20 protein-coding genes, 3 tRNA genes and 1 pseudogene are annotated in these 22,522 nt (G+C 48.7%); 18 read left to right on the plus strand and 6 right to left on the minus strand.

Annotation, left to right across the window (positions count from 1 at the left end; genetic code table 11):
• On the plus strand, positions 1–645 hold the full coding sequence (pyrE, locus tag M3G15_RS09495; RefSeq protein WP_260070729.1) for an orotate phosphoribosyltransferase: 645 nt from the start codon (positions 1–3) through the stop codon (positions 643–645).
• 124 nt (positions 646–769) lie between these two features.
• On the opposite strand, the pseudogene M3G15_RS09500 reads toward pyrE, so the two are convergent.
• Together M3G15_RS09500 and M3G15_RS09505 are read right to left on the minus strand one after the other, a co-directional pair.
• Positions 770–1,546, minus strand: a pseudogene (locus tag M3G15_RS09500) (transposase).
• 229 nt (positions 1,547–1,775) lie between these two features.
• The gene (locus tag M3G15_RS09505) at positions 1,776–3,371 is read right to left on the minus strand and encodes an S-layer homology domain-containing protein (protein ID WP_260070730.1); all 1,596 of its coding nucleotides are present in this window, start codon (positions 3,369–3,371) and stop codon (positions 1,776–1,778) included.
• 258 nt (positions 3,372–3,629) lie between these two features.
• On the opposite strand from M3G15_RS09505, the gene M3G15_RS09510 reads away from it, so the two are divergent.
• The 10 genes from M3G15_RS09510 (at position 3,630) to M3G15_RS09555 (ending at position 13,037) form a co-directional block, all read left to right on the plus strand.
• Positions 3,630–4,481 carry an ABC transporter ATP-binding protein gene (locus M3G15_RS09510; protein ID WP_009225638.1) on the plus strand — a complete coding sequence of 284 codons (852 nt, stop codon included), beginning with the start codon at positions 3,630–3,632 and terminating at the stop codon, positions 4,479–4,481.
• Positions 4,444–5,544 (plus strand): efflux RND transporter periplasmic adaptor subunit, encoded by a 1,101-nt coding sequence (locus tag M3G15_RS09515; RefSeq protein WP_009225639.1) that lies wholly within the window; start codon positions 4,444–4,446, stop codon positions 5,542–5,544. The genes M3G15_RS09510 and M3G15_RS09515 overlap by 38 nt, the downstream gene beginning before the upstream one ends.
• On the plus strand, positions 5,544–8,432 hold the full coding sequence (locus tag M3G15_RS09520; RefSeq protein WP_260070731.1) for an ABC transporter permease: 2,889 nt from the start codon (positions 5,544–5,546) through the stop codon (positions 8,430–8,432). The genes M3G15_RS09515 and M3G15_RS09520 overlap by 1 nt, the downstream gene beginning before the upstream one ends.
• A 3-nt stretch (positions 8,433–8,435) precedes the next feature.
• Positions 8,436–9,320: an ABC transporter ATP-binding protein gene (locus M3G15_RS09525; protein ID WP_260070732.1), complete on the plus strand. Its 885-nt coding sequence runs from the start codon at positions 8,436–8,438 to the stop codon at positions 9,318–9,320.
• The gene (locus M3G15_RS09530) at positions 9,317–10,813 is read left to right on the plus strand and encodes an ABC transporter substrate-binding protein (RefSeq protein WP_009225642.1); all 1,497 of its coding nucleotides are present in this window, start codon (positions 9,317–9,319) and stop codon (positions 10,811–10,813) included. Before M3G15_RS09525 ends, M3G15_RS09530 begins: the two co-directional genes overlap by 4 nt.
• A gap of 143 nt (positions 10,814–10,956) precedes the next feature.
• Positions 10,957–11,121, plus strand: a complete 165-nt coding sequence (locus M3G15_RS09535) for a hypothetical protein (RefSeq protein ID WP_009225643.1) — start codon at positions 10,957–10,959, stop codon at positions 11,119–11,121.
• Between the two features lie 61 nt (positions 11,122–11,182).
• Positions 11,183–11,256 (plus strand) — tRNA-Met (locus tag M3G15_RS09540).
• 13 nt (positions 11,257–11,269) lie between these two features.
• Positions 11,270–11,343, plus strand: a tRNA-Ile gene (locus M3G15_RS09545).
• A 774-nt stretch (positions 11,344–12,117) separates the two neighbouring features.
• Complete coding sequence (tnpA, locus tag M3G15_RS09550) at positions 12,118–12,591, plus strand: IS200/IS605 family transposase (protein ID WP_260070733.1); 474 nt, start codon at positions 12,118–12,120, stop codon at positions 12,589–12,591.
• 23 nt (positions 12,592–12,614) lie between these two features.
• Positions 12,615–13,037, plus strand: coding sequence for a hypothetical protein (locus M3G15_RS09555; protein WP_260070734.1), 423 nt, complete (start codon positions 12,615–12,617; stop codon positions 13,035–13,037).
• Here the strand turns inward: M3G15_RS09555 and M3G15_RS09560 are convergent.
• The 3 genes from M3G15_RS09560 to M3G15_RS09570 all read right to left on the minus strand — a co-directional run bounded on the left by M3G15_RS09560 (position 13,030) and on the right by M3G15_RS09570 (position 14,253).
• The gene (locus M3G15_RS09560; protein WP_260070735.1) at positions 13,030–13,272 is read right to left on the minus strand and encodes an aspartyl-phosphate phosphatase Spo0E family protein; all 243 of its coding nucleotides are present in this window, start codon (positions 13,270–13,272) and stop codon (positions 13,030–13,032) included. The two genes, M3G15_RS09555 and M3G15_RS09560, sit on opposite strands and share 8 nt — an antisense overlap.
• A gap of 247 nt (positions 13,273–13,519) precedes the next feature.
• A complete protein-coding gene (locus tag M3G15_RS09565; protein ID WP_260070736.1) occupies positions 13,520–13,906 on the minus strand; it encodes an S-layer homology domain-containing protein in 387 nt (128 codons plus the stop codon).
• Positions 13,907–14,052: 146 nt separating this feature from the next.
• The gene (locus tag M3G15_RS09570) at positions 14,053–14,253 is read right to left on the minus strand and encodes a hypothetical protein (RefSeq protein WP_036645641.1); all 201 of its coding nucleotides are present in this window, start codon (positions 14,251–14,253) and stop codon (positions 14,053–14,055) included.
• 167 nt (positions 14,254–14,420) lie between these two features.
• Between M3G15_RS09570 and M3G15_RS09575 the strand changes: the two genes are divergently transcribed.
• From M3G15_RS09575 to M3G15_RS09600, 6 genes are all read left to right on the plus strand, one after another.
• Positions 14,421–14,506 (plus strand) — tRNA-Leu (locus tag M3G15_RS09575).
• A 145-nt stretch (positions 14,507–14,651) separates the two neighbouring features.
• Positions 14,652–15,614: a tyrosine-type recombinase/integrase gene (locus tag M3G15_RS09580; RefSeq protein ID WP_260070737.1), complete on the plus strand. Its 963-nt coding sequence runs from the start codon at positions 14,652–14,654 to the stop codon at positions 15,612–15,614.
• Entirely contained in the window at positions 15,614–16,450 is an 837-nt protein-coding gene (locus M3G15_RS09585; RefSeq protein WP_260070738.1) for a helix-turn-helix domain-containing protein, read from the plus strand. Before M3G15_RS09580 ends, M3G15_RS09585 begins: the two co-directional genes overlap by 1 nt.
• Before the next feature lie 81 nt (positions 16,451–16,531).
• Positions 16,532–16,723: a hypothetical protein gene (locus M3G15_RS09590; protein ID WP_260070739.1), complete on the plus strand. Its 192-nt coding sequence runs from the start codon at positions 16,532–16,534 to the stop codon at positions 16,721–16,723.
• Between the two features lie 525 nt (positions 16,724–17,248).
• The gene (locus M3G15_RS09595; protein ID WP_260070740.1) at positions 17,249–17,776 is read left to right on the plus strand and encodes a hypothetical protein; all 528 of its coding nucleotides are present in this window, start codon (positions 17,249–17,251) and stop codon (positions 17,774–17,776) included.
• A 262-nt stretch (positions 17,777–18,038) separates the two neighbouring features.
• Positions 18,039–18,815: an FRG domain-containing protein gene (locus tag M3G15_RS09600; protein WP_260070741.1), complete on the plus strand. Its 777-nt coding sequence runs from the start codon at positions 18,039–18,041 to the stop codon at positions 18,813–18,815.
• A gap of 154 nt (positions 18,816–18,969) precedes the next feature.
• On the opposite strand, the gene M3G15_RS09605 is transcribed toward M3G15_RS09600, so the two are convergent.
• Complete coding sequence (locus M3G15_RS09605; protein ID WP_260070742.1) at positions 18,970–19,347, minus strand: hypothetical protein; 378 nt, start codon at positions 19,345–19,347, stop codon at positions 18,970–18,972.
• Positions 19,348–20,187: 840 nt separating this feature from the next.
• On the opposite strand from M3G15_RS09605, the gene M3G15_RS09610 reads away from it, so the two are divergent.
• Positions 20,188–22,470, plus strand: coding sequence for an Ig-like domain-containing protein (locus M3G15_RS09610; RefSeq protein WP_260070743.1), 2,283 nt, complete (start codon positions 20,188–20,190; stop codon positions 22,468–22,470).
• Positions 22,471–22,522: the final 52 nt, after the last annotated feature.

Genomic DNA, 22,522 nt, shown 5'->3' on the forward strand with positions numbered 1-22,522 from the left:
ATGACCAATACCCAATCCGTCGAAGCGCAAATTGCCAGCAGCCTGTTAGAGATCGGAGCCGTTGCGCTTCGTCCGCATCAGCCGTTTACTTGGACTTCGGGGATTAAATCGCCGATCTATTGCGACAACCGCCTCACGATGTCCTACCCGCAGATCCGCGATCTAATCGCTGAATCGTTTGCTGCACTGATCCGTAAAGACTATCCGGAGGCCGAAGTTATCGCTGGAACGGCTACGGCCGGCATTCCGCATGCCGCGTTTACGGCGCAGAAGCTGGGGCTGCCGATGGCCTATATTCGCGATAAGGCGAAAGGACATGGCAAGGAGAATCAAATCGAAGGCCTGATTAAGCCAGGGCAGAAGGTCGTCGTCATCGAGGATTTGATCTCTACCGGCGGCAGCTCGATCAAAGCGGCGCAGGCGGTGCGTGATGCGGGTGCAGAACCGTTGGCCGTGCTGGCGATCTTCAGCTATCAGCTCGACAAAGCGGTGCAGGCGTTTGCTGAAGCCGACATCCCGCTGCAAACCTTATCCAACTATACGGCATTGATGGATGTGGCCGTACAGCGCGGGGATATTCAGCCGGAAGACCTGGAGCTATTAAAGTCCTGGCGGCAAGACCCGGCTTCCTTCGGAAATGCATAGTGTATGTTAGCAACCCCCAGCAGAAGAGCCCTGCAAAACACCCTCATTTTGGGTTGAGGGCATAAGACGCTAGGGCTTCCGACTAAGATGTGGCATAAAACAAATAAATGCAGTCCGTTCTCCTTTAAGAGGCGGGCTGCATTTGTTCTTTCAGCTTTACCATTCGCTTCACAATTTACCACGAAAGCGGTAAGTACGGCTTGTATTCGCATGCGAAATAGACCACGGTATTTGGCCTTGGTCATCCCATGAAATCTTTTCAGTTCGGCATTCTTATGTTCAATGATCGGTCGGCGGCGAATGCGTTCTTTAAACGTATCACTGTTCTCAAATTCGATTTGTTCCTTGAAGTGCTCTGCCACCATCCGAATGGAATAGGTCTTGCTTTTCGCTCCCGGTTTCAAGCAACCTTCTCTAAGCGGGCAAGTCTTGCACCTCTCCGTATCGAAGTAAAAGACAAGTGAACGGCTTTCGCCACTTTTCTTGCTTCCTTGTACAGCTTTACGAATACTGTGCTCACCTGCCGGGCAAATCACGAAATCCGCATCCTCCTGATCTTTCTTCAGCTCCGGTAGCCGCGGGAGTTTCTTTTCGAGCTTCGGATGCTTTTTGACTACGACACGGAATAGGCGTTTTGCCGCATAAGCAAGGTTTACCTGCGCTTCTTGGATCATCCGTTCGTCGGACAGATTGTAAGAACCTGCAAAAACAGCAAACGAAACAGGAGCTCTGGCTCGTTAGCCGGTCTCCCATAATATTCAGAGTAAGAAGAACGAACTAGTTCATGAATGAAAGAGAAGTCGATGACTTCATGAATTTTACGCAATTGATGGTCTTCGGGAATGAGTTTGTATAGTTCGGCATGGAAAGATGCCGTCATTTGTTTGGCAGACTGTAGCAATGGTCCCATCTCTCTCGGTTTCTTTTTATTATATAACAAATCCAGTACCTACGTGGCACGGGGTTTGTTTTTTTACAGATTTTAGGTTGACTTTTGCAGGGCTCTCCAGCAGGGGCTGTTTTTTTGTCTAAACAATAGCCCTTCACCAAAAGACCACCCAAGAGAAACAGCATCGCTCTGTCTCAAAGGTGGTCATTTCTTTAACGTATGATTTACATATGATTGCTTGTTACTTAAACGAATATCCTGCGTATTTCTCCGCGTTTTTCAGACTCGTCCAGATGTCCGGCGATTCGCCGCCGATGTGCCAGTAAGCATAACCGGCCACTCCCAACTTCGCGCCTAACCTCAGCTTCTCCGAAAGGGAACGGGCATCCTCCAGCCAAATTTTGTGGATCGTGCCGTTCTTGCGATACTCCATGGTGTACTGGCCCAACGTGTCGTTCCATTTCGGCTTCAGGCCGTATTGGTTGATCCGGTTATTTTGATCCGCGAGGGTGATGTCCTCGGAAGACAACGTAGCTCCAGTGCTGCTTAGGCTCCAATCCCGCGTATACAGCGGCATCCCCATAATGAGTTGGTCGGAGGGGATTTGGGCGAGCAGCTTTTGAAGGTGGTTCTCCACCCAGCCAAGCGATGCGATGGAACCGGCGGCAGATCCGCCCCAGTGCTCGTCGTAGGCCATAATCACAAGGTAATCGGCGCTCTTCGCCAGTTCCGTGTAATTGTAAGCGTCCGACCAGTCGGTGTCGAGATCCGGCGGTAAATCTACGGACAAGACGGCAGAGACGGAATGAAGCTCCTGTGCCAGTTTGGCGATAAAGGCCGTATACAAGCTTCGATCGGAAGCTGCGACATTTTCGAAATCGACGTTGATGCCATGCAGCCCGTATTTTTGAACGTAGGACTTCAAGGTTTGGATCGCTTCGGAAGAAAGCAAGCTGGAAGCCAGAAGCTTATGTGTCGTTTCCTGATCAAATCGGTTTCCGACCATGGCCCAAACCTGTTTGCCGTTATTTTTTGCCCAGGTTACGAGGGACGGGACGCTGGAGTCGGATAATTTGCCGGTACTTTCGAGAAAAAACCACCGAGGCACCAGCACATTCACGTTCGATTTCAGCACCGCTTTCTTGTAGGCCTCGGTCGATTGACCGAATTGCCAACCAAGCTTGATTGCCTCGTTCGCGTTAGCCGCGAGCGCATCGGTCCATCGGGTGTCCTGCAGCAGGCGATCCAGGATAACGGCGGTCTCCTGTCGGGTAATCGGCTGTGTTGGATGAAATAATCCGTCGCTGCCCTGCATCAAACCAAGCTCGGTAATCGAGCTGACCGAAGGCTTGGCCCAAGTCGCGAGCATCGCTTCATCCTTGTAACCGGAGGACGAATTCCCGGCAGCGTTTTGTTTTAATGCGCGGACGATCCATGAAGCGGCTTCCTGCCGGGTTAACGGCTGGTTTGGCTTAAAGATCCCGTCTCCCAAGCCGTTGGTAAGCCCAAGCTCCGTGGCTGCTTGGATCGTGCCGTAGTACCAGGCGCTTCTTGGTACATCGCGATAGGCGGGAACAGCGGATTTGGCCGCTTCCACCTTAAAGATTCGCGTCAACGTGGTCATAAACTCGGCCCGGGTGATGGAGCGGGTTGGAGAAAATTCTGAACCTGAGGTTCCTTTCATCACATTGTTCGCGTTTATGCGGAGGATTGCGTCTTTCGCATAGCTGTTTGAAATATCGTTAAAGGGGAGATCGGCAGCGGCCGGCTCTTGCCGAAGAACGGCATTGGTGAATAAGAGCGTTACCGCGAGCAGGATGGGAATCTTTTTTTTCATGAAGTAGTTCTCCTTGCCGAAATTAGTAGAAATCTCCTTAATTCTAACAGAATTGTAACCATTCATCAGTGCGAAAAATATGGTAAAAATTTAACGATTTCGTTAATAACCTTGTAACTTTTTGCCATCCTAATTCGTTTATAATGCAAGACGTGAATGTATTGCTAGACAAGGCCAACTAGACCAAGAAATCCAAGAAAAGGAAGTAAAGGAAGAAGAGGAGAAGCACAAATTAGGGAAATGGGAGACCGATACACAATGATGCGATGGCTTCGCAAAAAAGAAAAAGTCGAAGTTCAGCCCGGGGCTGATTCTCCGGTACCGGAAAGTGCGGAGGGGGAGACCGCCGCTGCCGTGGAGAAGACGGCCTTAGCAGAAGCAGATGCCGAGGTTATTGCAGCCCAAGATGTGCACGAGGAGGAGGCAGAGAGGGAGACCGGACCGATTCTGTCGGTCAAAGACGTTCACCGATCATTCCCGGTGGGCGGAGGAGAAATCCAGGTATTGAAGGGAATTGACATGGAAGTGCTTTCAGGCCAGCTGGTGATGCTCAAAGGCCGCTCCGGCTCGGGCAAAACGACGTTGCTCAACATGCTTGGCGGATTGGATCAGCCGACTTCCGGTGAAATCTGGTTCCGCGGCCAGCCGCTTCATGAGCTGAACGACGATAAGCGTACATTGCTGCGCCGGAATCAGATCGGCTTTATTTTCCAAGCCTATGCTTTGCTTCCGCTGCTGTCTGCCTGGGAGAATGTCGAACTGTCGCTGCGTATGGCAGGAGTTCCGCCTCAGGAATGGAAGCCGCGCGTTAAGCATTGCCTGGAGCTCGTCGGGCTCGGGAAACGGATGTTTCACCGCCCGTTCGAATTATCCGGGGGCGAACAGCAGCGGGTGGCCATCGCCAAAGCGATCGCCCATCGCCCAAAGCTGTTGTTGGCGGATGAACCAACGGCCAACCTCGATTCGCAAATGGGAGCACAAGTCATGGCAGTATTCAAGAACATCATACAGACCGAACGCGTGACGATCTGTATGACCACTCACGATCCTACAATCCTGGAGGTAGCGGACCATGTTTACGAAATGGTGGATGGCAGATTTATCGAATAAAAAAGGGGGGATGAGGCTGGTTCGAACGCTTGGGGTATTCGCCCTGTCCCTGACGTTAATTGCGTCCACAGGCTGCGCCTTGCTGCCGGACGAAGAGGCGGAGGAGGACCTGCCGGTGATCACGCCGCCGACAATCTCGAAGAAGCCGGAGTACGAGGTGCGCACGGAGACGATCGAGCTTAGCGTCAGCGCGGTCGGGAAGATCATGAGCCAGCGCGAGGAGCCGTTATTTTTCACAGAGGATAATCTTCACGTGAAGGAAGTGCTGGTAAAGGCGGGCGACAAAGTCAAGAAAGGCGATGCCCTCATTCAGCTGGATGTCGAAGATTTGCAGAAGGAATTGCGGAAGAAGAAGCTGGAGTTCCGCAAGCAGGAAATCTCCATGAAGGAGCTGCTGCGCACGAAGGACGAGAAGGACCCGATCGAATTTGAGGAGGCCGCCATCGTCTTTGAGGAACAGCGCCAAGAGCTGGAGGATTTGGAGAAAACGATCGCCGACGGCACACTCCGTGCGCCGTTCTCCGGAACGATCATTTCCGTCTCCGCCCAGAAAGGCGCCGCTATCAAAGCATATGATACGGTAGCCGTGCTGTCCGACACGTCCTCGTTGGTAGTGGCAGCTCAGTTTGCCAAGGAGGATTTAGCGAAGATTGCCGTTGGCATGAAAGCCAAGGTTGATATTAATGCGATGGGTGTGTTCGATGGTAAAGTGAAGGTGATGCCGGTGGATACCGGATCGTCCGACAACGATAACGGCGGCGGAAGCGGCACCCCTCCAGAGAGAGATACGATCGATAAGTACCTGATCGTGGAACTGGACAAATGGCCGGAGGGGCTTGAACGTGGACGGCCGCTTAGCGTGTCCATTGTAACGGAACGCAAGGAAAACGCAGTGTTAATTCCGATTTCCGCCCTGCGGACGATCGGCTCGCGTACTTACGTCCAGGTTGTAGAGGAAGACGGTTCGAAACGTGAAGCCGATGTTGAGGTAGGTTTGCAAACCTCGACCGACGTGGAAATTGTTAAAGGACTCACGCCGGGGCAGAAAGTAGTGGGTCGTTAATGGGACTTCCTTTATTACGCTTGCTGTTCCGCAAAATGTGGAACACGAAATGGCTGACGTTAAGTACACTCTTGGGCCTCATCGTCGCTGTCTCGTTTACGGTCAGCATTCCGATGTATTCCGACGGTTCGCTGAAGCGGGTCGTTGCGACCACCCTGAAAGCGGAGAGCGAAGGGCTGCCCGCAGGTTCGTTGATCATGAGCTACCAGGCGCCGGGCGGTACCAAGACGGATTTGGGTGCACTATCCGCCGTCAATCAATACATTGTCGACGAGGTGCCGGAGCAAATCGGCTTCCCGTTTGACGCTTACGTGAACACCAGATCCATCCGCAGTACGGAGGTGTTTCCGGAGGATCCAACCAAGGTTGACGCGAGCCGTACGCGGACGATGTCCATCGTGTCCATGAGCGGTTTACAGGATCATGTGACAATATCCGGCGGCCGGTTGTTTTCGGATCAGGGGGATGGCGATACGCTTGAGGCTCTGATGCTGGAGGAAGCGATGTACCGTCAGGATCTGCACGTTGGCGATGTGATGGAGTATCCGGTGTACAGCGGCGTGGATGTGACGCTTAAGGTGAAGATTGTTGGCACCTTCCAGCCGGAGAATGAGAATGATCCGTATTGGTACCAAGGCTTTGAAGGGATGATGAACAGTTTCTACATCTCGGATCAAGCCTTTAATGAAGGACTGCTGAATCGATTGTCGATTCCGCTGCATAGCTCCAGCTGGTATTACGCTTTTGATCTTGGTGAGATCAAGACGAGTCAGCTGTCACCGCTGTCGGATACGCTGGAACGGCTGAACGTGGAGTTATACCAGAAGCTGAAAGATACGAAGGTGGATGTCTCCTTCGGCAGTCTGCTGAACGACTTCCGCAAGCAGAGCCTGCAAATGCAGACGCTGCTGTTTACCCTGGCGGCACCGATGATTGCCATGGTGTTCTATTTCATCGTGATGAACGCTCGTCAGGCGCTCGACAAGCAGCAAAGTGACATCGCTGTTCTGCGCAGCCGCGGTGCTTCTACGAAGCAGATTATTTTCATCTATTTATTTGAGAGCCTGATCCTTGGTGTGGTTGCATTGATTGCAGGCCCTTTGCTCGGCTGGTTTATGTCGAAGAGCATCGGCTCGGCGGACGGCTTCCTGACGTTCGTGAACCGCAAGTCCATTCCGGTAGGATTTAATGCCGACGCCTTGGTGTTGGGGGCGGTGGCGGTTGTGATCGCGATCTTGTCGACGCTGCTGCCGGCGATTTCCTTCGCCCGTTCCTCGATTGTCAAGGCGAAGCAGAAGCAAGCGCGCTCCGATCGGGCGCCCTTTTGGCAACGCTGGTTTATCGATATCGTCTTGATGGTGATTTCGGGTTATGGGTACTACCTGTTTAATGAGCGGCAGATGCTGACGTTCCAGACGGGGATGACTACGGATGAGCTGCAGGTTCAACCGTTCCTCTTCTTCGTACCGGCGCTGGCGATTTTCTCCATCGGACTGTTTTTCCTGCGGGTGTTCCCGTGGTTATTGAAGCTGATCGGCTGGATCGGCAAAAAGTGGTTGCCGGTTCCTTACTATCTAAGTTTGACGCAACTGTCCAGGTCGTCTTCTTCCTATTATCCGCTGATGATTCTGCTCGTTCTGACGCTGGGGCTTGGTGTATATAACGCTTCAGCTGCTCGGACGATCGATCTGAATTCGACGGAGCGGACGCTCTATAAATATGGAGCGGATGTGATTATGCGAACAGTATGGGAAGGCACGCCGGAAATCACCCGTCCTTCACAAGGAGGCTCCGGCCAAGGTCAAGGCGGCGGCTCGGGAGCTCCGGGCGGCGGCGGGAACCCGGGTGGAGTACCTGGCGGCGGCGGGCAAAATCCACCCCCGTCCAAACTGATCTATTCCGAGCCCCCGTTTGAGATCTTTCGGAGGCTGGATGGCGTCGAGCATGCGGCACGTGTGCTCCAAACGAAGGGGAACATCATCATCTCCGGCCGTTCGGCAGGCCAAGGGAATGTAATGGGGATCGACAATGTCGATTTCGCCAAAGTGGCCTGGTTCCGGAACGACCTGTTCCCCACGCATCCCTACAATTATTTGAACTTTCTCGGGATGAATGAAAGTGCAGCTTTAGTCCCGTCGAACTTGGCGGAGAAATACAAGCTGAAGCCGGGAGACGTGTTCACGGTCGCCTTGGGTGAGCAAGCGGTGGAATTTGCCGTATACGGGATTATCCCGTATTGGCCAAGTCAATATCCGGATCAAACGCCGTTTATCATTGCGAATTTGGACTATATCTACGATCAAGTTCCGCTTATTCCTTATGAAGTCTGGCTGAAGATGAAGCCGGGGGCCAAAGTCGCCCCGCTGATTCCGAAGCTGGCGGAGGAAGGAATTGAGCTTTATTCGGTTGATGATGTCCGCAGTGAATTGGCGGCCCAAAGCAAGCACCCAACCCGGGGAGGCGTATTTGGAATCTTAAGCCTCGGCTTCCTCGTCTCGGTCATCGTTTCGTTGATCGGGTACGTGTTGTACTGGTTTTTCAACTTATCGGGCCGGGTCGTCCAGTTCGGGATTTTGCGGGCGATGGGCTTATCCCGCAAGCAGCTGACGTTTATGCTGCTGGCCGAACAGATCTTGACAGCAGGCTTATCCATCGTGCTCGGGATCGTGATCGGGAAGATTGCCGGCAAGCTATACTTGCCGTTCCTGCAAACTGCGGATAATGTCACAACGCAAGTTCCGCCGTTCCGAATCGTATTCGATAACCAAGACACGCTTCAGCTTTATGTCGTTGTGTTCGTGATGCTCCTGATGGGAGCCGGCCTGCTACTCTGGCAAATCCGGCGCCTGCGCGTGCATCAGGCGGTAAAAATGGGAGAGGAGCGCTAAGAGATGATTCATTGCGAAGGACTCGTCAAGATTTTCAAATCCGAAGATATCGAAGTTGTGGCGCTCCAAGGCTTAAACTTAACCGTTGAACAAGGCGAGATGATGGCGATCATCGGCAACAGCGGCAGCGGCAAATCAACGCTGCTGAATATTCTGGGCGGGCTGGATCGCCCGTCAGCTGGTCAGGTTACCGTTGGAGGCTGGGATCTGCTGAAGATCCGCGATGACCAGCTGGTGGAATATAAACGCAACACCGTTGGCTTTGTTTGGCAGAACAACGCCCGCAACCTGCTGCCCTATTTAACCGCGCTGGAGAACGTGGAGATGCCGATGCTGCTCACCGGTAAGCTGGACCGGGCTTATGCAAAAGAGCTGCTGGAGCGGGTTGGCTTAAAGGACCGGATGCATAACAAGCTGCATCAACTCTCCGGCGGGGAGCAGCAGCGGGTTGCGATCGCAATCTCTTTGTCGAATCGACCGAAGCTCCTGCTGGCTGACGAACCAACGGGGTCGGTAGACACGGCCACCTCTGATCAGATCATGCAGATCTTTCGGCAAGTGAACCGGGAGCTCGGCATCACGGTCGTGATCGTCACGCACGATTTGAACCTGGCCGGGAAGGTGGACCGCGTGGTCGCCATCCGCGACGGCTTAACGAGCACCGAATTCCTGAAGCGTAATCCGAATCTGGATTTGGCGGCAGCAGAGCTAGGCGGGGGATTGCAGGAGGTTCACGAAGCCTTTGTTGTGGTTGACCGCGTCGGACGCTTACAGGTTCCGAAGGAATATCTGGAATCCGTCGGGATCAACGGACGGGCGAGCATGGAGTTTGACGGAGAGAAAATCATTATTACAGCACCTAAATCATTGGAGGGGGATCCATCATGAGGTTCAAGAAATTATTGTCCGTATCGCTGGCTGCCACGCTGGCGCTTGGCCTGTTGGCTGGCTGTAACGGCAGCAAAGCGGCAGACCCTGAGCAGGAGAAAGTGCTGCGCATCGGCGTGCTTTACGGGGGATATGACGATTCTTATTTCCGCCAGCAGTATACCGATGTGTATGAGTTCACGCACAATGTTCGCATCGAGGTTGTACCGGCCATCGACCAAAGTCAATACCGTTACCAGGACTACTCACAGCCATATGTTCAGCCGGACTACCTGGAAAGCATGAAGAAAATTATGACCGGCAGCAATCCGGTGGATGTCGTGGTAACCGATACTTCCGTATTGAATCAGCTGATCAAGGAAAATATGGTCAAACAACTTGATCCGATGATTCAGGAGGATAAGTTCGATACGTCAGACTTCGTACCGGCAGTCATTGACGGGATCAAGGATCTTGGAGAAGGCAGCCTGTACGCGTTAACTCCTTCGTTCTCCTCCTCCGCCTTGTTCTATAACAAGAAGCTCTTTACGGATGCTGGGGTAGAACCGCCTACCGATAATATGACCTGGGACGATATCTTCAATTTGGCTCGCCGTGTGGCGAAAGGGGAAGGGAAAGACCGGGTTTACGGTTTCGCGTTTAGCCGGTACCTCGGAAGCGATCCGTTCTGGGATATGCAGAGCAACTATGTCAACTCGCTGCAGCTCAAAACCTTTGATGATAAAGCGGAAACGATGACGGTCAATACCCCGCAATGGACGAAGGTATGGGAAACCATCAGCAAGCTGGCGAAGGATAAAATCATTCCGGACAGTAACAGCGGGATGATGGACGGCGAGTGGAACCCTGTAACCAGCGACCTGTTCCTCTCCGGTAAAGTAGCTATGGCGATCGGTGAGAACTACTATGTAAATGAAATTACGGACGCCAACAACAACGCTTCGAAAATTAAAAACTTTACCCCTGTAGATTGGGACGTCGTAACCGTTCCGGTCCATCCTGAAAAGCCGGGTGTCGGGGGAAGTATTTGGTTGAGCAATACGTTTGCGATCAACAGTGCCGCTCCAAATGCCGAAACCGCTTGGGACTTCATTAAATTCATTAACGGTGAGGATTGGGCAAAACTTAAATCACGGAGCAACTCCTATGAAATGCTGGCCCGCAAATCGTACATCCAACCGAAAATGGGCTTGGACTACAATATTCAAGCGTTCTATTTGCTGAAGCCGACGCCGCCAACGGATCCGAAGCAAGATAAGCTGATGAGCGAAAAACCAGGGCTTTACAGCGTGACCGACAGCGGACGTAAGTTCTTCCAAGAGGTACTGGAGAACAAGAAAACGCCGGCGGAAGCGCTCAAGGAATGGGAAGAGAAGGGCAACAAGATGCTGCAGGAGATTAAAAACAATCCAAAAACCCAATTCCAGGAGGATGGTACGCCATTTGTTCCTGAGGAAGGGGCTGCAGCAGGAGGAGCCGTATATAAAGGATAAATCGCGGTTTGCATTGAGCACAAAAAATTACCAAATATATATAAGCCCGCCGGACGAAATCCGGCGGCTTTTTTTGTTAAGGTTGGGCATTCTATAGACATGAACAATTTGCTCTAATTTACGAAAGGATGGACGAAACAGTCATGCGTTGGGTATACTTCAATAAATTGTATCGAACGAAATTCCAAGCGGGATGTCTCGCCCGACGGTTGGAGCAAGACGGTTGGATTTACGGTTTTGATGATATGCGGCAAATCGAAATTTTCCGCTCGCGCAAAGGCAAATATGGCGTGCGATTTATTCCATAATCTTAGGCTTGACGTGCCCTGCGAAAATCGTGTATATTATTGATTGTCGCCAATTTAATGACGCGGGGTGGAGCAGCCCGGTAGCTCGTCGGGCTCATAACCCGAAGGCCGCAGGTTCAAATCCTGCCCCCGCAATCCAAGTTCTCCCGGGCCCTTAGCTCAGTTGGTTAGAGCGGTCGGCTCATAACCGATTGGTCACAGGTTCGAGTCCTGTAGGGCCCATAAGTGCAAAACCCCTTGCGTAGCAAGGGGTTTTTGCTTTGTTTGGTATTGATAGAGTTGTCCGATAATTGATCTGTTGATTTGGGGGTTAGTCGGCCTCGATCATGTAATTTGAAAAGTGGTGGGAGCGAATACTTAGAGAAATGAATCTTGATGATTTTAAATTCCTGTATTCCATTTTTGACAATAATCAAAGTAATTTTTCGGTGATGGCTAAAGAAGCCTTGGATGCTCGTAGAATTGAGTTAGAAGGACGGTGAAACGAAATGTTAAAAAGCACTTGTGCTGCTCCATTTTCGTATCACATGTAATTGAGGTATATGATACGATATGTTAAGATAAAAATAGAAATAGGAGCCGGTGCCAGCCGACTCCCTGTACAACACTTGGGTGGGAAACCTCCAGAACAAGCTGAAAATAACCCGTTCCCTCGGCGCTAACCTGGGCGGGTTATTTTCGTTTATTCAGATAGGTGAGTAGTGCGAGAAGAAACATCCCGAGCATAATCACTTCTGATAACGAAAAATTCATTGGCATCACCTCTGATCCGGAGGCGATACTTCCCACCCAAGTTCAGTTGTACAAGCCATATTATACCATGAGTCTGCGAACCCCGCAGGCTCTTTTATTACGGCTTTAGCCAGTTGAGTACGCGAAGCGTGCGAAACAAAAAACCACCCGCTATGCGGGTGGAGGGAACGAAGGTTTGACCAACAAGACCATTTCCAAAAAATTGAGATGTTCAGGCTCAATTCAAGAAAGGAATAGTCTTAGATGGCAAACAAGAGCTATAGTTTAGCTCACACGAAGTGGATGTGCAAATACCATATCGTGTTCACCCCGAAGTATAGACGGAAAGAGATCTATAATCAAGTGAGGAAAGACTTGATCGAAATATTTAAGCGATTGTGTAAATACAAAGGAGTAGAGATAATAGAAGGTCACATGATGCCAGACCATGTACATATGCTCGTAGCGATTCCCCCAAAAATCTCTGTATCGTCATTTATGGGATATCTGAAGGGAAAGAGCTCCCTTATGATATTAGAGAAGCATGCCAGCTTGAAGTATAAATATGGCAATCGAAAATTTTGGGCAGAGGGATACTACGTCAGCACGGTCGGGCTGAATGAAGCTACCGTCGCTAAGTATATACGCGAGCAGGAAGCACATGAGCAGGCAATCGATAAACTGAGTGTGAAAGAGTATGAAGATCCATTTAGCAGAAACGGTAGCAAGAAAAAGTAAACCAGTTTAACTGGTAAGTGAAAGTGACAAAAACACTGAGCCTGAACAATTTTATTGTCAGGCTAGCGTCTTTAGGCGCAGTTTGGCAACAAGGGGTTATACCCCAAGAGCAAACCACCCGTCCAACGGGTGGTTATGATTCAATTAAAATCAAGGTTTCGAAGATTCCTATTGAGCGTTTTATAGTAGGCAATTTTTTTGCGAATAAACGAGACTTTTCCAAGGGTAATAAGATTCAAGCCTCTCCAAATCATGAGGTGAAAAAAAGCTTGCCCAAGCTCTTTGCCGTCATGGACAATCTTTGGTCGCTGAATGATAGAACTTCCTCCTCCTGTGCGCGAACATTATTATTTATTATAGTAGAAAATACGAGTGATCTTTATCGAAAGTTCCAGTTTCTGGGCAGAAGAAAGGAGCCGTTGCCACGGCCCCCTCAGATCATTTGACTTGCTTCTGGATCATCAATCGATGGTACTCATTCAGCAATTTGTCTAGTTGCTGACTGACCATGATCATTTCTCGATCGGCAAGACGTTTACTTCGGGCGAGATGGTTTAATTCCATCCGGAGCTCTTCAATTTTGAGGATGAGTTCCATGTCGAACAACTCCCAGGTCGAGGTATCGATGCCATCCGTCCGCTTTCGACTGGTGACCGTCCAACATCTTCCGTGTACTGCCACTGTTCTGCACCAAATTAAAGCGGTAACTATATTTTCTATGTCCGTTTTTGTAAATCCTCCCTAAATTCTGAAATAAATTGCAAAAATCTGTCGATTCAGTGAATTTTATTAAAATTTAAGGTTTTACGGAAATCAAAAAAAGACCGCACGAGGCAGTCCTTCCAAGTTTATCAAATAGGCGATTACTTGCTGTTCGGAGACGGAAACGGAGCAGGGTGTGCGGCCAAGTATTCCGCCGCATTGTAGGTCAAGAGAGCAGCTTCAGCGCGGGTATCAGATCTCCCGGATGGAATTGATTGTTCGCATCCAGCGTGGCGATCCCGAGCACGAGCGCAAGTTGAACCGTACCTTGATAAGAAACGGTGAGCTGGTCTCCGTCAATATTGATCATCGGCAAATCGCCATGTTTCTCCATCGCCAAAATCAGCTGATGGGTAAACTCCTCGCGCGTTATAGGCTTGTCCGGATTCACGTTGGCGTCAAGATCAAACCCGTTATTTTGAGCAATCGAGAACGCAGGGGCATACCAGGCATCATTCTTGACATGAACAAAATAATCGCTCGCGTTCACAGGAGCTTCGGACTTTAACCCCAGCAGGTTGACGATCAGCTGAACGCCTTGGCTAGTGGTCAATTGGTCGTCCGGCAGGAAGCTGTCTTTGGTTTGCAGGACAGAAATGCTGTCTTTGGCGACAAAATGATTTACATCTTTAAAGGACCCTGCGGCAGCAAAGCTTTCTCCGGCCTAGACAAGGGTTTTGGAAAAGGTTGCAGATTTAATTAAAAAGATTTTCCAAATGGAATAATTCGCGTCACGTGTTGGATTTCGTCGAGCTTCACCCAGACGGCCCCTTCTGTTGTGCGCAGATGTACTTTGTCGGGCGCTGAACCCCACTTCGGCAGTCCGGTCATCATTTGTCCGTCATGCAGTTGGATGACCACTTGATGGCCCAGCGTAACCGCCATCTTCAATTCGTGCATGAATGCTAACCTCACCTTTCCTGAAATTCGAGCCGATCTTCCGCACTACTAACCTTAACTTACCATATTTCCTAACTGAATAGTTTATCGGATAAAGGCGGCTTGAATTTTGGGTTGATATTGATTGAAATTCTGTATATAATCATAAATACGGAATTTTTGAACAAGCCGGGGTGGCGGAATTGGCAGACGCACAGGACTTAAAATCCTGCGGTAGGTGACTACCGTACCGGTTCGAGCCCGGTCCTCGGCATCACGCGTAAAATCGCGGTCACATCAACGTTAAATGAGCGTTGAGATCGCGCAGGTTCTGCGTAGCTATGTGATAGCGAAATCCTAGCGCACAGGACTCGATATAAAACGTCTCACCGTTATTAAGCGGAGGAGGCGTTTTTATTATGGCAAGATTACGTAAAATTGACGAAGGAAAAAGCAGACGCGGTAAATGGACGGACGCGCTCGAAGATTTTCTCGAACTAAAACGCGTGGAAGGATTAAGCGAACAAACACGGTCAGATTATAATCGGACGACGCGGCTGTTCTTTAAACGGTTTCCGGACGCATGGGAATCGGATGATAAGCTAAAGGACGCAGCGTATGCACATCTATCCGAGGATATAATGCCGGCGACGTTTAATAATCGCCTCGTCTATTTGAGGACGTTTTTTAAGTGGTGCGTAGAAACCGGGAAAATCGACTCAAATCCGCTTGCGAACATTAAAAAGCGCAAGGCGGAAAGTCGGATCGTTGCGATTGAGGCGGAGGTTTTACGCCGTTTATTAGACGCGCCCGATCAGTCGACGTTTGTAGGTCTTCGCGATTATGCTTTGATGATACTAACCCTGGATACCGGGATACGGCCGAAAGAGGCCCTTTCATTGTTGCCGTGCGATTTTAACGCGGCTGCACGCGAAATCTATGTTCCTGCCAAGATTGCGAAGACGCGCGTATCCCGTACGTTGCCAATTTCGCACGCGACGGTTAAAGCTATCAAGAAACTACTTTCGGCGCGATCGTTGGATTGGGGAGAAAATGTTCCGATATTCTGTACCTGGGAAGGAAAGCAATTAAATCGGCACACCTGGGGCGATCGAATGGAATTATACAGCGATATGATCGGCCGGAAGATTCGTCCGTACGATTTGCGACATGTATTTGCGTTAGAGTTCATCCGTAACGGGGCGAATGCTTTCGCGGTTCAGAAAGCGCTTGGTCATACAACGATGGAGGTAACGAAGGGATATATCGCGTTGGCTAATCATGATTTAAAGGCCGCCCACGAAAAGGCAAGCCCTTTGAACACGCTTTTAGATGAGAAGGTGAAGCGAAATATAAAGGTTAGGCGGAAGGGTGCACGCTAATGGCAACGGAAAATAAAGGCGGCATCGTCCGTGTATCCAAGCGCGACTCCTCATACGCGATTATTGATCCGTATTTCCTTTCGGACGAGCGCCTGTCATGGAAAGCGAAGGGGCTGCTCGGCTATTTACTTTCAAAACCATCTAACTGGCGCGTTTATGTATCAGACCTCGTCAAACGTTCAAAAGACGGAAAAGACGCGGTCTATTCGGCGTTGCGCGAACTTGAGGCCGCTGGATATATTGAGCGCCGTCAACTACGCGATCCCGAGACGCAACGGATTACCGGTTACGAGACAGTTGTATTCGAGCGTCCAGTTGAACGGATTGAGCCAGATAGTCCGGAGCCAGACGCGGCATCTCCATATACGGAAAATCCGGATGCGGAGAATCCGACCCAAGTAATTAATGATTTAAATAATACTGACTTAAAGAATGAGTGTATGAATGACGCGCGCGATCCCGACGGTATTATGTCTGCGCTCCACCGTCGCCTATCCGCCATCCCACTTAATGACACGCACGCCGTCGGCGATTTCTATTTCGCGGACATCTACGCGGCCCTTCTACGCCATTTTCCAGGCCGCCTCGATCCGGAGGTCATCGACCTGGCCGCGGAGCAATACGTCATGATGGCGGTGGATATGCGGACAGGCTTGCCGCGGATCGACGTAATGAATCCGGTCGGTCTGTTTGTTGACGCGTACAAGACGGCGCTGGCGCAATATAAGGCGCTCCGGTACAAGCGAAAACGGGCGGCGGTCCGTAATATACCGCCCTCATTCCGCCCATTTACCGCGAAATTAGCCGCTCTAATCGCGTCCGAGTATCAGCGGTAGGGCCGACGTTTATAAACGCTAATTTAACGTATTTCGCACGGTATACGGACACGGTATAATCGAAGTAAGGCGGTGATCCGGATGTTACCCAAGGAACTTGATTGCGTATTAACGCGGTCAGGACGAGAAGGTACGATAGTTTCAGTATATGGAGATCACGAGGCGTACGAGATCGAATATTACGAGGACGGCGAATGGATACTCGAAACAATTACGCTGGAAGATATCGTAGAGATCGTCTACGTCAATCCTGGCGGCGGCTGGTGCGGATGATAACGCGGTATTGCAGGTAACGGGCGTTATTGGCGCGGTCGGCGCGTGCGTGGTGTATATGCTGGCGGAAGGGATTTCTGACGCGGGTAATACGAGTGGAAACGAGGATATAACGGAATAAAACGAGTAAGTTGATACCCCTTGGCGGGTTCTTGCGTATTAATCTATGAAACATTAGGACTACGCCGAGGGGCTATTTTCTTTTTTATATTCCTGACCGCGGTGGAATTATAGTAAAATATAACCAATAAATATGAGGGGCTGAAATCGAGAGGCAATTCGATAGATAGTCAACCCGCAACCGTCGTGAAAAAGTGAAAGGGGCGTACTTATCGTCGGTTAATAGTAATCACACTTCTTACAATAATTAATAACTCGTCTACTGAAGACTTTATTGTCTACAATCTAATAGGGGTTTCTGGTGAAACAAGTGGTTCTTATGAAAAGAAATTTGTCAGTAACCTAGCTAGAGTAACATTGGGGTTGCTATATAGGTCATTTTACGCATAACTTATGAAAAAAATTATGGATAATATAAAAGAAGGCGGTATTAGCTTGAAAAATAAATTCGAAAACCTATTAAGTTCAATGGGAATAGTTGTTGTATTGGGTGTATCAATCATTTTTTTGAGCATAATAAGGATTAATTATGATACAGTGCCTCCGACTTTAATATTAGGAATTGCAATTGCATCCTTAGGATTTATTACTTTGGACTTTTTATCTATTATTTTTAATGTACATGTGTTTGTTAAGCAACTTATACAATTAATATCTATATCAGCAATTATATGCTTACCTTATTTTCCGTATTTTAATAATATAAAAGAAGAGAATTTAGCGAGGGGCGTGGATTCCTTATCATTAATTGTTTTTGGGATGACAGTAGGGATAATTGGTATAAAAGGACATTTTGAGGCCCTCGATGAAGTAAAAGAAAGACAGGCTTTCCTAAACGAACTTAAAAAGGACGTTATTGATTTGAAAGAAGAAATAGTTGTATTGAAACCAGAAGTAGAAAAGCTAAATTCTACGCACAGTGATGATTGTTAAGTAAATTTCGGTATAAAGATTGAAAGGTGCCGTCGAAATGGCGATGCCGAAACACTCAACCCGCTTTATGCGCCCATTAACGTCAAACGTGCAACTATATACTGCGCAGATGGAAAAAGCGACCATCAACGTATATGTCGCGGACGAGCGCGTAGGGAGCGGAATAATCGAAGAAATTACGGAAAACAGCGTAAAGATCGGGAATGAGCGTATCTTAGCACGGTATGTACGTTTAGATATGTGAGGTAAGGGGTTCTTAAACATGACATATAGTAAACAATGGATCGAGGTAATAAATCAAGTTAAGAACTTTTCATCAAGAAGGCCTGTAGTTTGGTTTAGAGGGCACGGAAAACACGAGTCTTTTAAATTAATATCAGGCCTATTTAGAGACAAATTTGATAGTATAGAGGATTATCTGGACTCTGAGATTCAAAAATATCAGGAATTCTTATATTTAGGCTACTCAGATCATAAAGTATCTGATTGGAATCTATTGTTTTTAATGCAACATCATGGAGTTAAAACTAGGTTACTAGATTGGACTGAATCATTTGTAACGGCTTTATTTTTTGCATATATAAACTGGAATCCGAATGAAGAGGATGCTTGTGTCTGGATGCTCGATCCAACTCGCTTGAATTATTTAACGTTTAAAAGGCCTATGGGATTGTATCTGCCTTTTGGTATAAATTATGAGGAATACCTTAACGGGGTTGCCGAATTTGAAGAATACTCGATAGCACTATTACCTGTGAGAAACAATAAAAGATTAATTGCCCAACAAGGAGTTTTTACGCTACAGGGAAATTCGCTGCTTCCTCTTGATGAGGAACACAATAAATTATTAATTGAGAATGAAGATTTAATAAAAATACTATTAAATAAGGAGTTATACGAGGATGTCCAAAGTTTTTTAAGACAATCTGGCGTTAACCATTATACCCTATTCCCTGATTTGGATGGTCTTGCTAAACTCGTTAATTCACCGTTTACAATAAGTTCAAATGGTCTTAGAATACCAACAGGGTTTAATTGATGTAGATTTCTACCAAGGACTCATGGCTTTCCATGTGAGTCCTTTTTTTAATTTTTGCATTTTAATGCCTAACACCGCCACCCGCGAGTTAGTACTCCTCGCGCCCAGGAGCTGTATTTCCGTTAATTTAATATTAATGGGCGGTGATTTACCTTTACACTGAATGGCGATTTTGATTCTTGAGTTGATTTACAAAAGCAGAAACATCTTCAAGTTCGGGGACATTTAATTTGTGTAATTTCTTTAGTAGTTTCTGAAGTAACTTGCAGCGTTTAAGTTCCTCCTTATCCTCTTTAATTAGATTTCTTTTTCCTTTGGAACTCGGAACTGATTTATAAAAATCATTAAAATCCTTTGAAAGCCCTCTTTCTTTACAAAAATGTTCGAATTCAGTAGTTTTGGCAATTAAGTCTTCCAGTATTACTATTCGTACTTCAATATTGCTTTCTTTTCGCGCCTGATTTCGTGTGTCGAAATAGTACGCTTCAAACTCATCAAAATCCTTTTTATATCTCACATAGCTATCAATCATATGCCCTCCGACTCCAACTATCACAATTATTTATACCCAAATAGTAACACAAATAGATGACTTTTTCGCAAAGCAGGGTATTTTTTGAGGAGGGGTCAAATGGCAATCGATGGTCGAGCGAATAGACCGGCTTGGCTTGCGGGCCCGGATTGCATCGCACCCTCCCTCAAAATTAAAAAGAAGCCATTGGAAATGTATATGCAGTGAATAACGCTGATTTATGCAGAGTTGGCGTAAATGGCGTAGTGGTGCGGGTTTGCGGCGTTGGTCGATCGCTTAGGATTATGAATCCTGTGTGGTCGCGGAATGAATACGGATGTATATCGTAATGAGTACGAATAAGATCGAAAGACAACCCCCATGGCACCCCCTCGCTGGCCGCCCGACAGGCCCCTGCACAATACGCGTAGCAAAAAAATCTCATATGGTAACGATTGGTAATTATACTTGTCTCACCGCGAAGATTGACGTATAATATTAACCGCACAGAAGCGGAAGAGTCACGAAACACATCACGTATAAATGAACGGTGAGATTCTCGAGTACCTAGCGTACAGGTATCGTATCACATCGCTTAAAAACGCAGATATAGCGCGGTATATTCCGAAATCGGACTTAAAATCCTGCGGTAGGTGACTACCGTACCGGTTCGAGCCCGGTCCTCGGCATCTAATTAAGGTAGAGTGCATTCGATTGACGAATGCGCTCTATTTTTTATAGGACAAATGGATTATTTTGATGAAAAACGTTACGAAATATCTACTAAATGTCGATATAAAATGGGAGAGGACTGGAAAAAGGTTCCGGTACATTAGCAATGAGAACAAAGGAGAGGAATCAATGATTGCTAACAGGAAGATGACGTATTGGATGCTCGTCTTGACGCTCCTCCTTTCGGTGCTTGCTCCAACGGGCGCATTTGCAGCAACCGGGGACATCAAGGAGATTAATATTGATGGAGCAGGTACGACCGTTGAACTCGGCGTTGGTAAAACCAAGCAGCTTAAAGTAACTGCTGGCTTGGAAGGAGGCGGCACCAAGGATGTGACCTCTACCGTAACTTGGACGTCCGGAGATGATACCGTAGCCAAGGTTAGTGCCGGCGGTTTAGTCACTGCGCTGAAGAGCGGTACTGCGATCATCACGGCGGAATATAAAAACCCAACTACCGAAGTCGGGTCGGTTTCGTCCATTACGATTAAAGTTACAGACACCTACACCGCATTAACATTGGACTACAAATTAGACGGAAAATATAGTCTGGACACTCCTGAATCCGATCTGACTGTTACCGCCAAGGCGAAGGTGGACAACGAGTCCATTGAACCTAAGGATGTCACGGAAGAGGCGGATTGGACTTCCTCCAATGCGAGTGTACTGACCATTGAGAAGGGGGAAATTACGTTAACCGGTACAGGGGAAGCGACGATTACGGCTAAATATGCCGGCCTGACGGCTTCTTTCAAAGCGAAGGTGACGTCGCCGTACTCCGGCTTGAAATTATACAAGACGGTTGGAACGACCGACACGGAGATTAAGGAAAAAGAAGACCTTGAGCTGATCATGGCCGATAAGGAAGTGGAGCTTAAGGTTAAAACGGTGCTGAAGAGCAACCCGGATACGACAAACGACGTTACGGAAAAAGCGACCTGGAGTTCTTCGGATACCAGTGTAGCTACGGTAGAAGACGGAACGGTTAAGATCGTATCGACGGGGAAAGCGACGATTACGGCAACCTATTACGGCGAGCAAGCCAAAGTCGACATTTATGTACGAGCTCCGTATGAAGCGATCCTGCTCACCCCGTCCGGCGATCAGACGCTGTTTATCGGGGAAACGCTGGCAGTGAATGCCGGGGTGAGAGTGAAGGCGAACGAAACTCAAGACGTCAGCAATAATGCGGAATGGACTTCTTCCAATAAATTAGTTGCTACTGTAAGTGACACCGGTGTTGTTACGGCCAAAGCGGCGGGATCAACTACGATTAAAGCCAGCTATCAAGGCGTGAGCAAGAGCTTCAAAGTCACGGTACTTCCTACGGTGACCGAGCTCAAAGTCGAGAAAGAGCAACTGGATGTCTATGTTGGAGGATCGGCGAGCTTGCCGAAGGTGACCGGTGCGAAGCTGGACGGAGAATCCATCGATCTCAGCGATGCCATCACTTGGACTTCGAGCCAAGAGGATATCGCTGTAGTAGAGGATGGAAAGATCATAACGAAGGATCTGGATGACTCGGTAGTTTCTGCTGAAGTTACGTTGACCGGGAAAATCACGGAAGCCGGAACAGGACTGACTCCGAACGCGGACTTCCCAATTCGCGGAACCGAAGTGAAGGTTAAAGTTAATGTAAAGGAAAAGGTTCTGACTCTGCTTGCCACGCAAACTTCAATGGACCTCGTCATCGGCGAGGAAAATGCGCTGCCGGAAATCACGGTGGTCTATGAGAACGGCGTGGAGCAAACGAACCCGGCCGGCGTGGAATGGACCGTTACCGGCTCCAATGCAGTGCTGAAGTCGACAGCGGATGGGAAGAAGCTGAAAGGTCTCAGCAAAGGCTCGGCCACGCTGAAAGGAACTTTCGAGAATAAGACCATCAATGTATCGGTCTCCATTGAACCGAAAATCACCAAGATTGTTGTAGAGCCGCAAACGATCGATCTTAACATCAAGAAATCGAAATCGATCAAGGTGACGGGGTATTATGCAGACGGCAAGAAAGTCACCCTGTCCTCCAAAATGGGCTGGGTCTCCTCCGATGTGAACGTCGCTACGGTGTCGTCCTCTTCGGTGAAGGCTGTCGCTGAGGGGACCGCGACGATCACTGGTTCTTACCAAGGCAATGTCGTTACCGTGAAAGTGAACGTGGTTCCGAAGCTGGTGAAGCTGGAGGTTAGCGAGAAGAAGCTGCAGCTGGCTCCTGGTGCGGCCAAAACCCTCGTTCTTACGGCAACCTACGATAACGGCAAAGTCGCCACGGTAACGGGCAGCGCGAAATGGACCACCTCCAAGGCGAACGTTGCTAAAGTGTCGGCTGGTCAGATTCAGGCGATCGCCAAGGGCTCCGCTTCCATCAAAGCCGAGTATGGCGGCAAGAAGGTATCTATCAGCGTTTCGGTGAAATAAGATAGAACATGATTGACTAGAGTCTGCCTTTGAGAAGGCAGGCTCCTTTTTT

The organism is Paenibacillus sp. p3-SID1389 (genome assembly GCF_025151705.1).
GTDB lineage: Bacteria > Bacillota > Bacilli > Paenibacillales > Paenibacillaceae > Fontibacillus > Fontibacillus phoenicis.

Excerpts from the sequence above, each read along its gene's own strand:
- M3G15_RS09600 (WP_260070741.1), top strand. The coding sequence starts at position 18,039 with ATGACATATAGTAAACAATGGATCGAGGTAATAAATCAAGTTAAGAAC.
- M3G15_RS09570 (WP_036645641.1), bottom strand. The coding sequence starts at position 14,253 with ATGCACGAATTGAAGATGGCGGTTACGCTGGGCCATCAAGTGGTCATC.
- M3G15_RS09595 (WP_260070740.1), top strand. The coding sequence starts at position 17,249 with ATGGATAATATAAAAGAAGGCGGTATTAGCTTGAAAAATAAATTCGAA.
- M3G15_RS09525 (WP_260070732.1), top strand. The coding sequence starts at position 8,436 with ATGATTCATTGCGAAGGACTCGTCAAGATTTTCAAATCCGAAGATATC.
- M3G15_RS09610 (WP_260070743.1), top strand. The coding sequence starts at position 20,188 with ATGATTGCTAACAGGAAGATGACGTATTGGATGCTCGTCTTGACGCTC.
- M3G15_RS09590 (WP_260070739.1), top strand. The coding sequence starts at position 16,532 with ATGTTACCCAAGGAACTTGATTGCGTATTAACGCGGTCAGGACGAGAA.
- M3G15_RS09530 (WP_009225642.1), top strand. The coding sequence starts at position 9,317 with ATGAGGTTCAAGAAATTATTGTCCGTATCGCTGGCTGCCACGCTGGCG.
- M3G15_RS09605 (WP_260070742.1), bottom strand. The coding sequence starts at position 19,347 with ATGATTGATAGCTATGTGAGATATAAAAAGGATTTTGATGAGTTTGAA.
- M3G15_RS09505 (WP_260070730.1), bottom strand. The coding sequence starts at position 3,371 with ATGAAAAAAAAGATTCCCATCCTGCTCGCGGTAACGCTCTTATTCACC.
- M3G15_RS09520 (WP_260070731.1), top strand. The coding sequence starts at position 5,544 with ATGGGACTTCCTTTATTACGCTTGCTGTTCCGCAAAATGTGGAACACG.
- M3G15_RS09510 (WP_009225638.1), top strand. The coding sequence starts at position 3,630 with ATGATGCGATGGCTTCGCAAAAAAGAAAAAGTCGAAGTTCAGCCCGGG.
- pyrE (WP_260070729.1), top strand. The coding sequence starts at position 1 with ATGACCAATACCCAATCCGTCGAAGCGCAAATTGCCAGCAGCCTGTTA.
- M3G15_RS09515 (WP_009225639.1), top strand. The coding sequence starts at position 4,444 with ATGTTTACGAAATGGTGGATGGCAGATTTATCGAATAAAAAAGGGGGG.
- M3G15_RS09580 (WP_260070737.1), top strand. The coding sequence starts at position 14,652 with ATGGCAAGATTACGTAAAATTGACGAAGGAAAAAGCAGACGCGGTAAA.
- M3G15_RS09585 (WP_260070738.1), top strand. The coding sequence starts at position 15,614 with ATGGCAACGGAAAATAAAGGCGGCATCGTCCGTGTATCCAAGCGCGAC.
- M3G15_RS09535 (WP_009225643.1), top strand. The coding sequence starts at position 10,957 with ATGCGTTGGGTATACTTCAATAAATTGTATCGAACGAAATTCCAAGCG.
- tnpA (WP_260070733.1), top strand. The coding sequence starts at position 12,118 with ATGGCAAACAAGAGCTATAGTTTAGCTCACACGAAGTGGATGTGCAAA.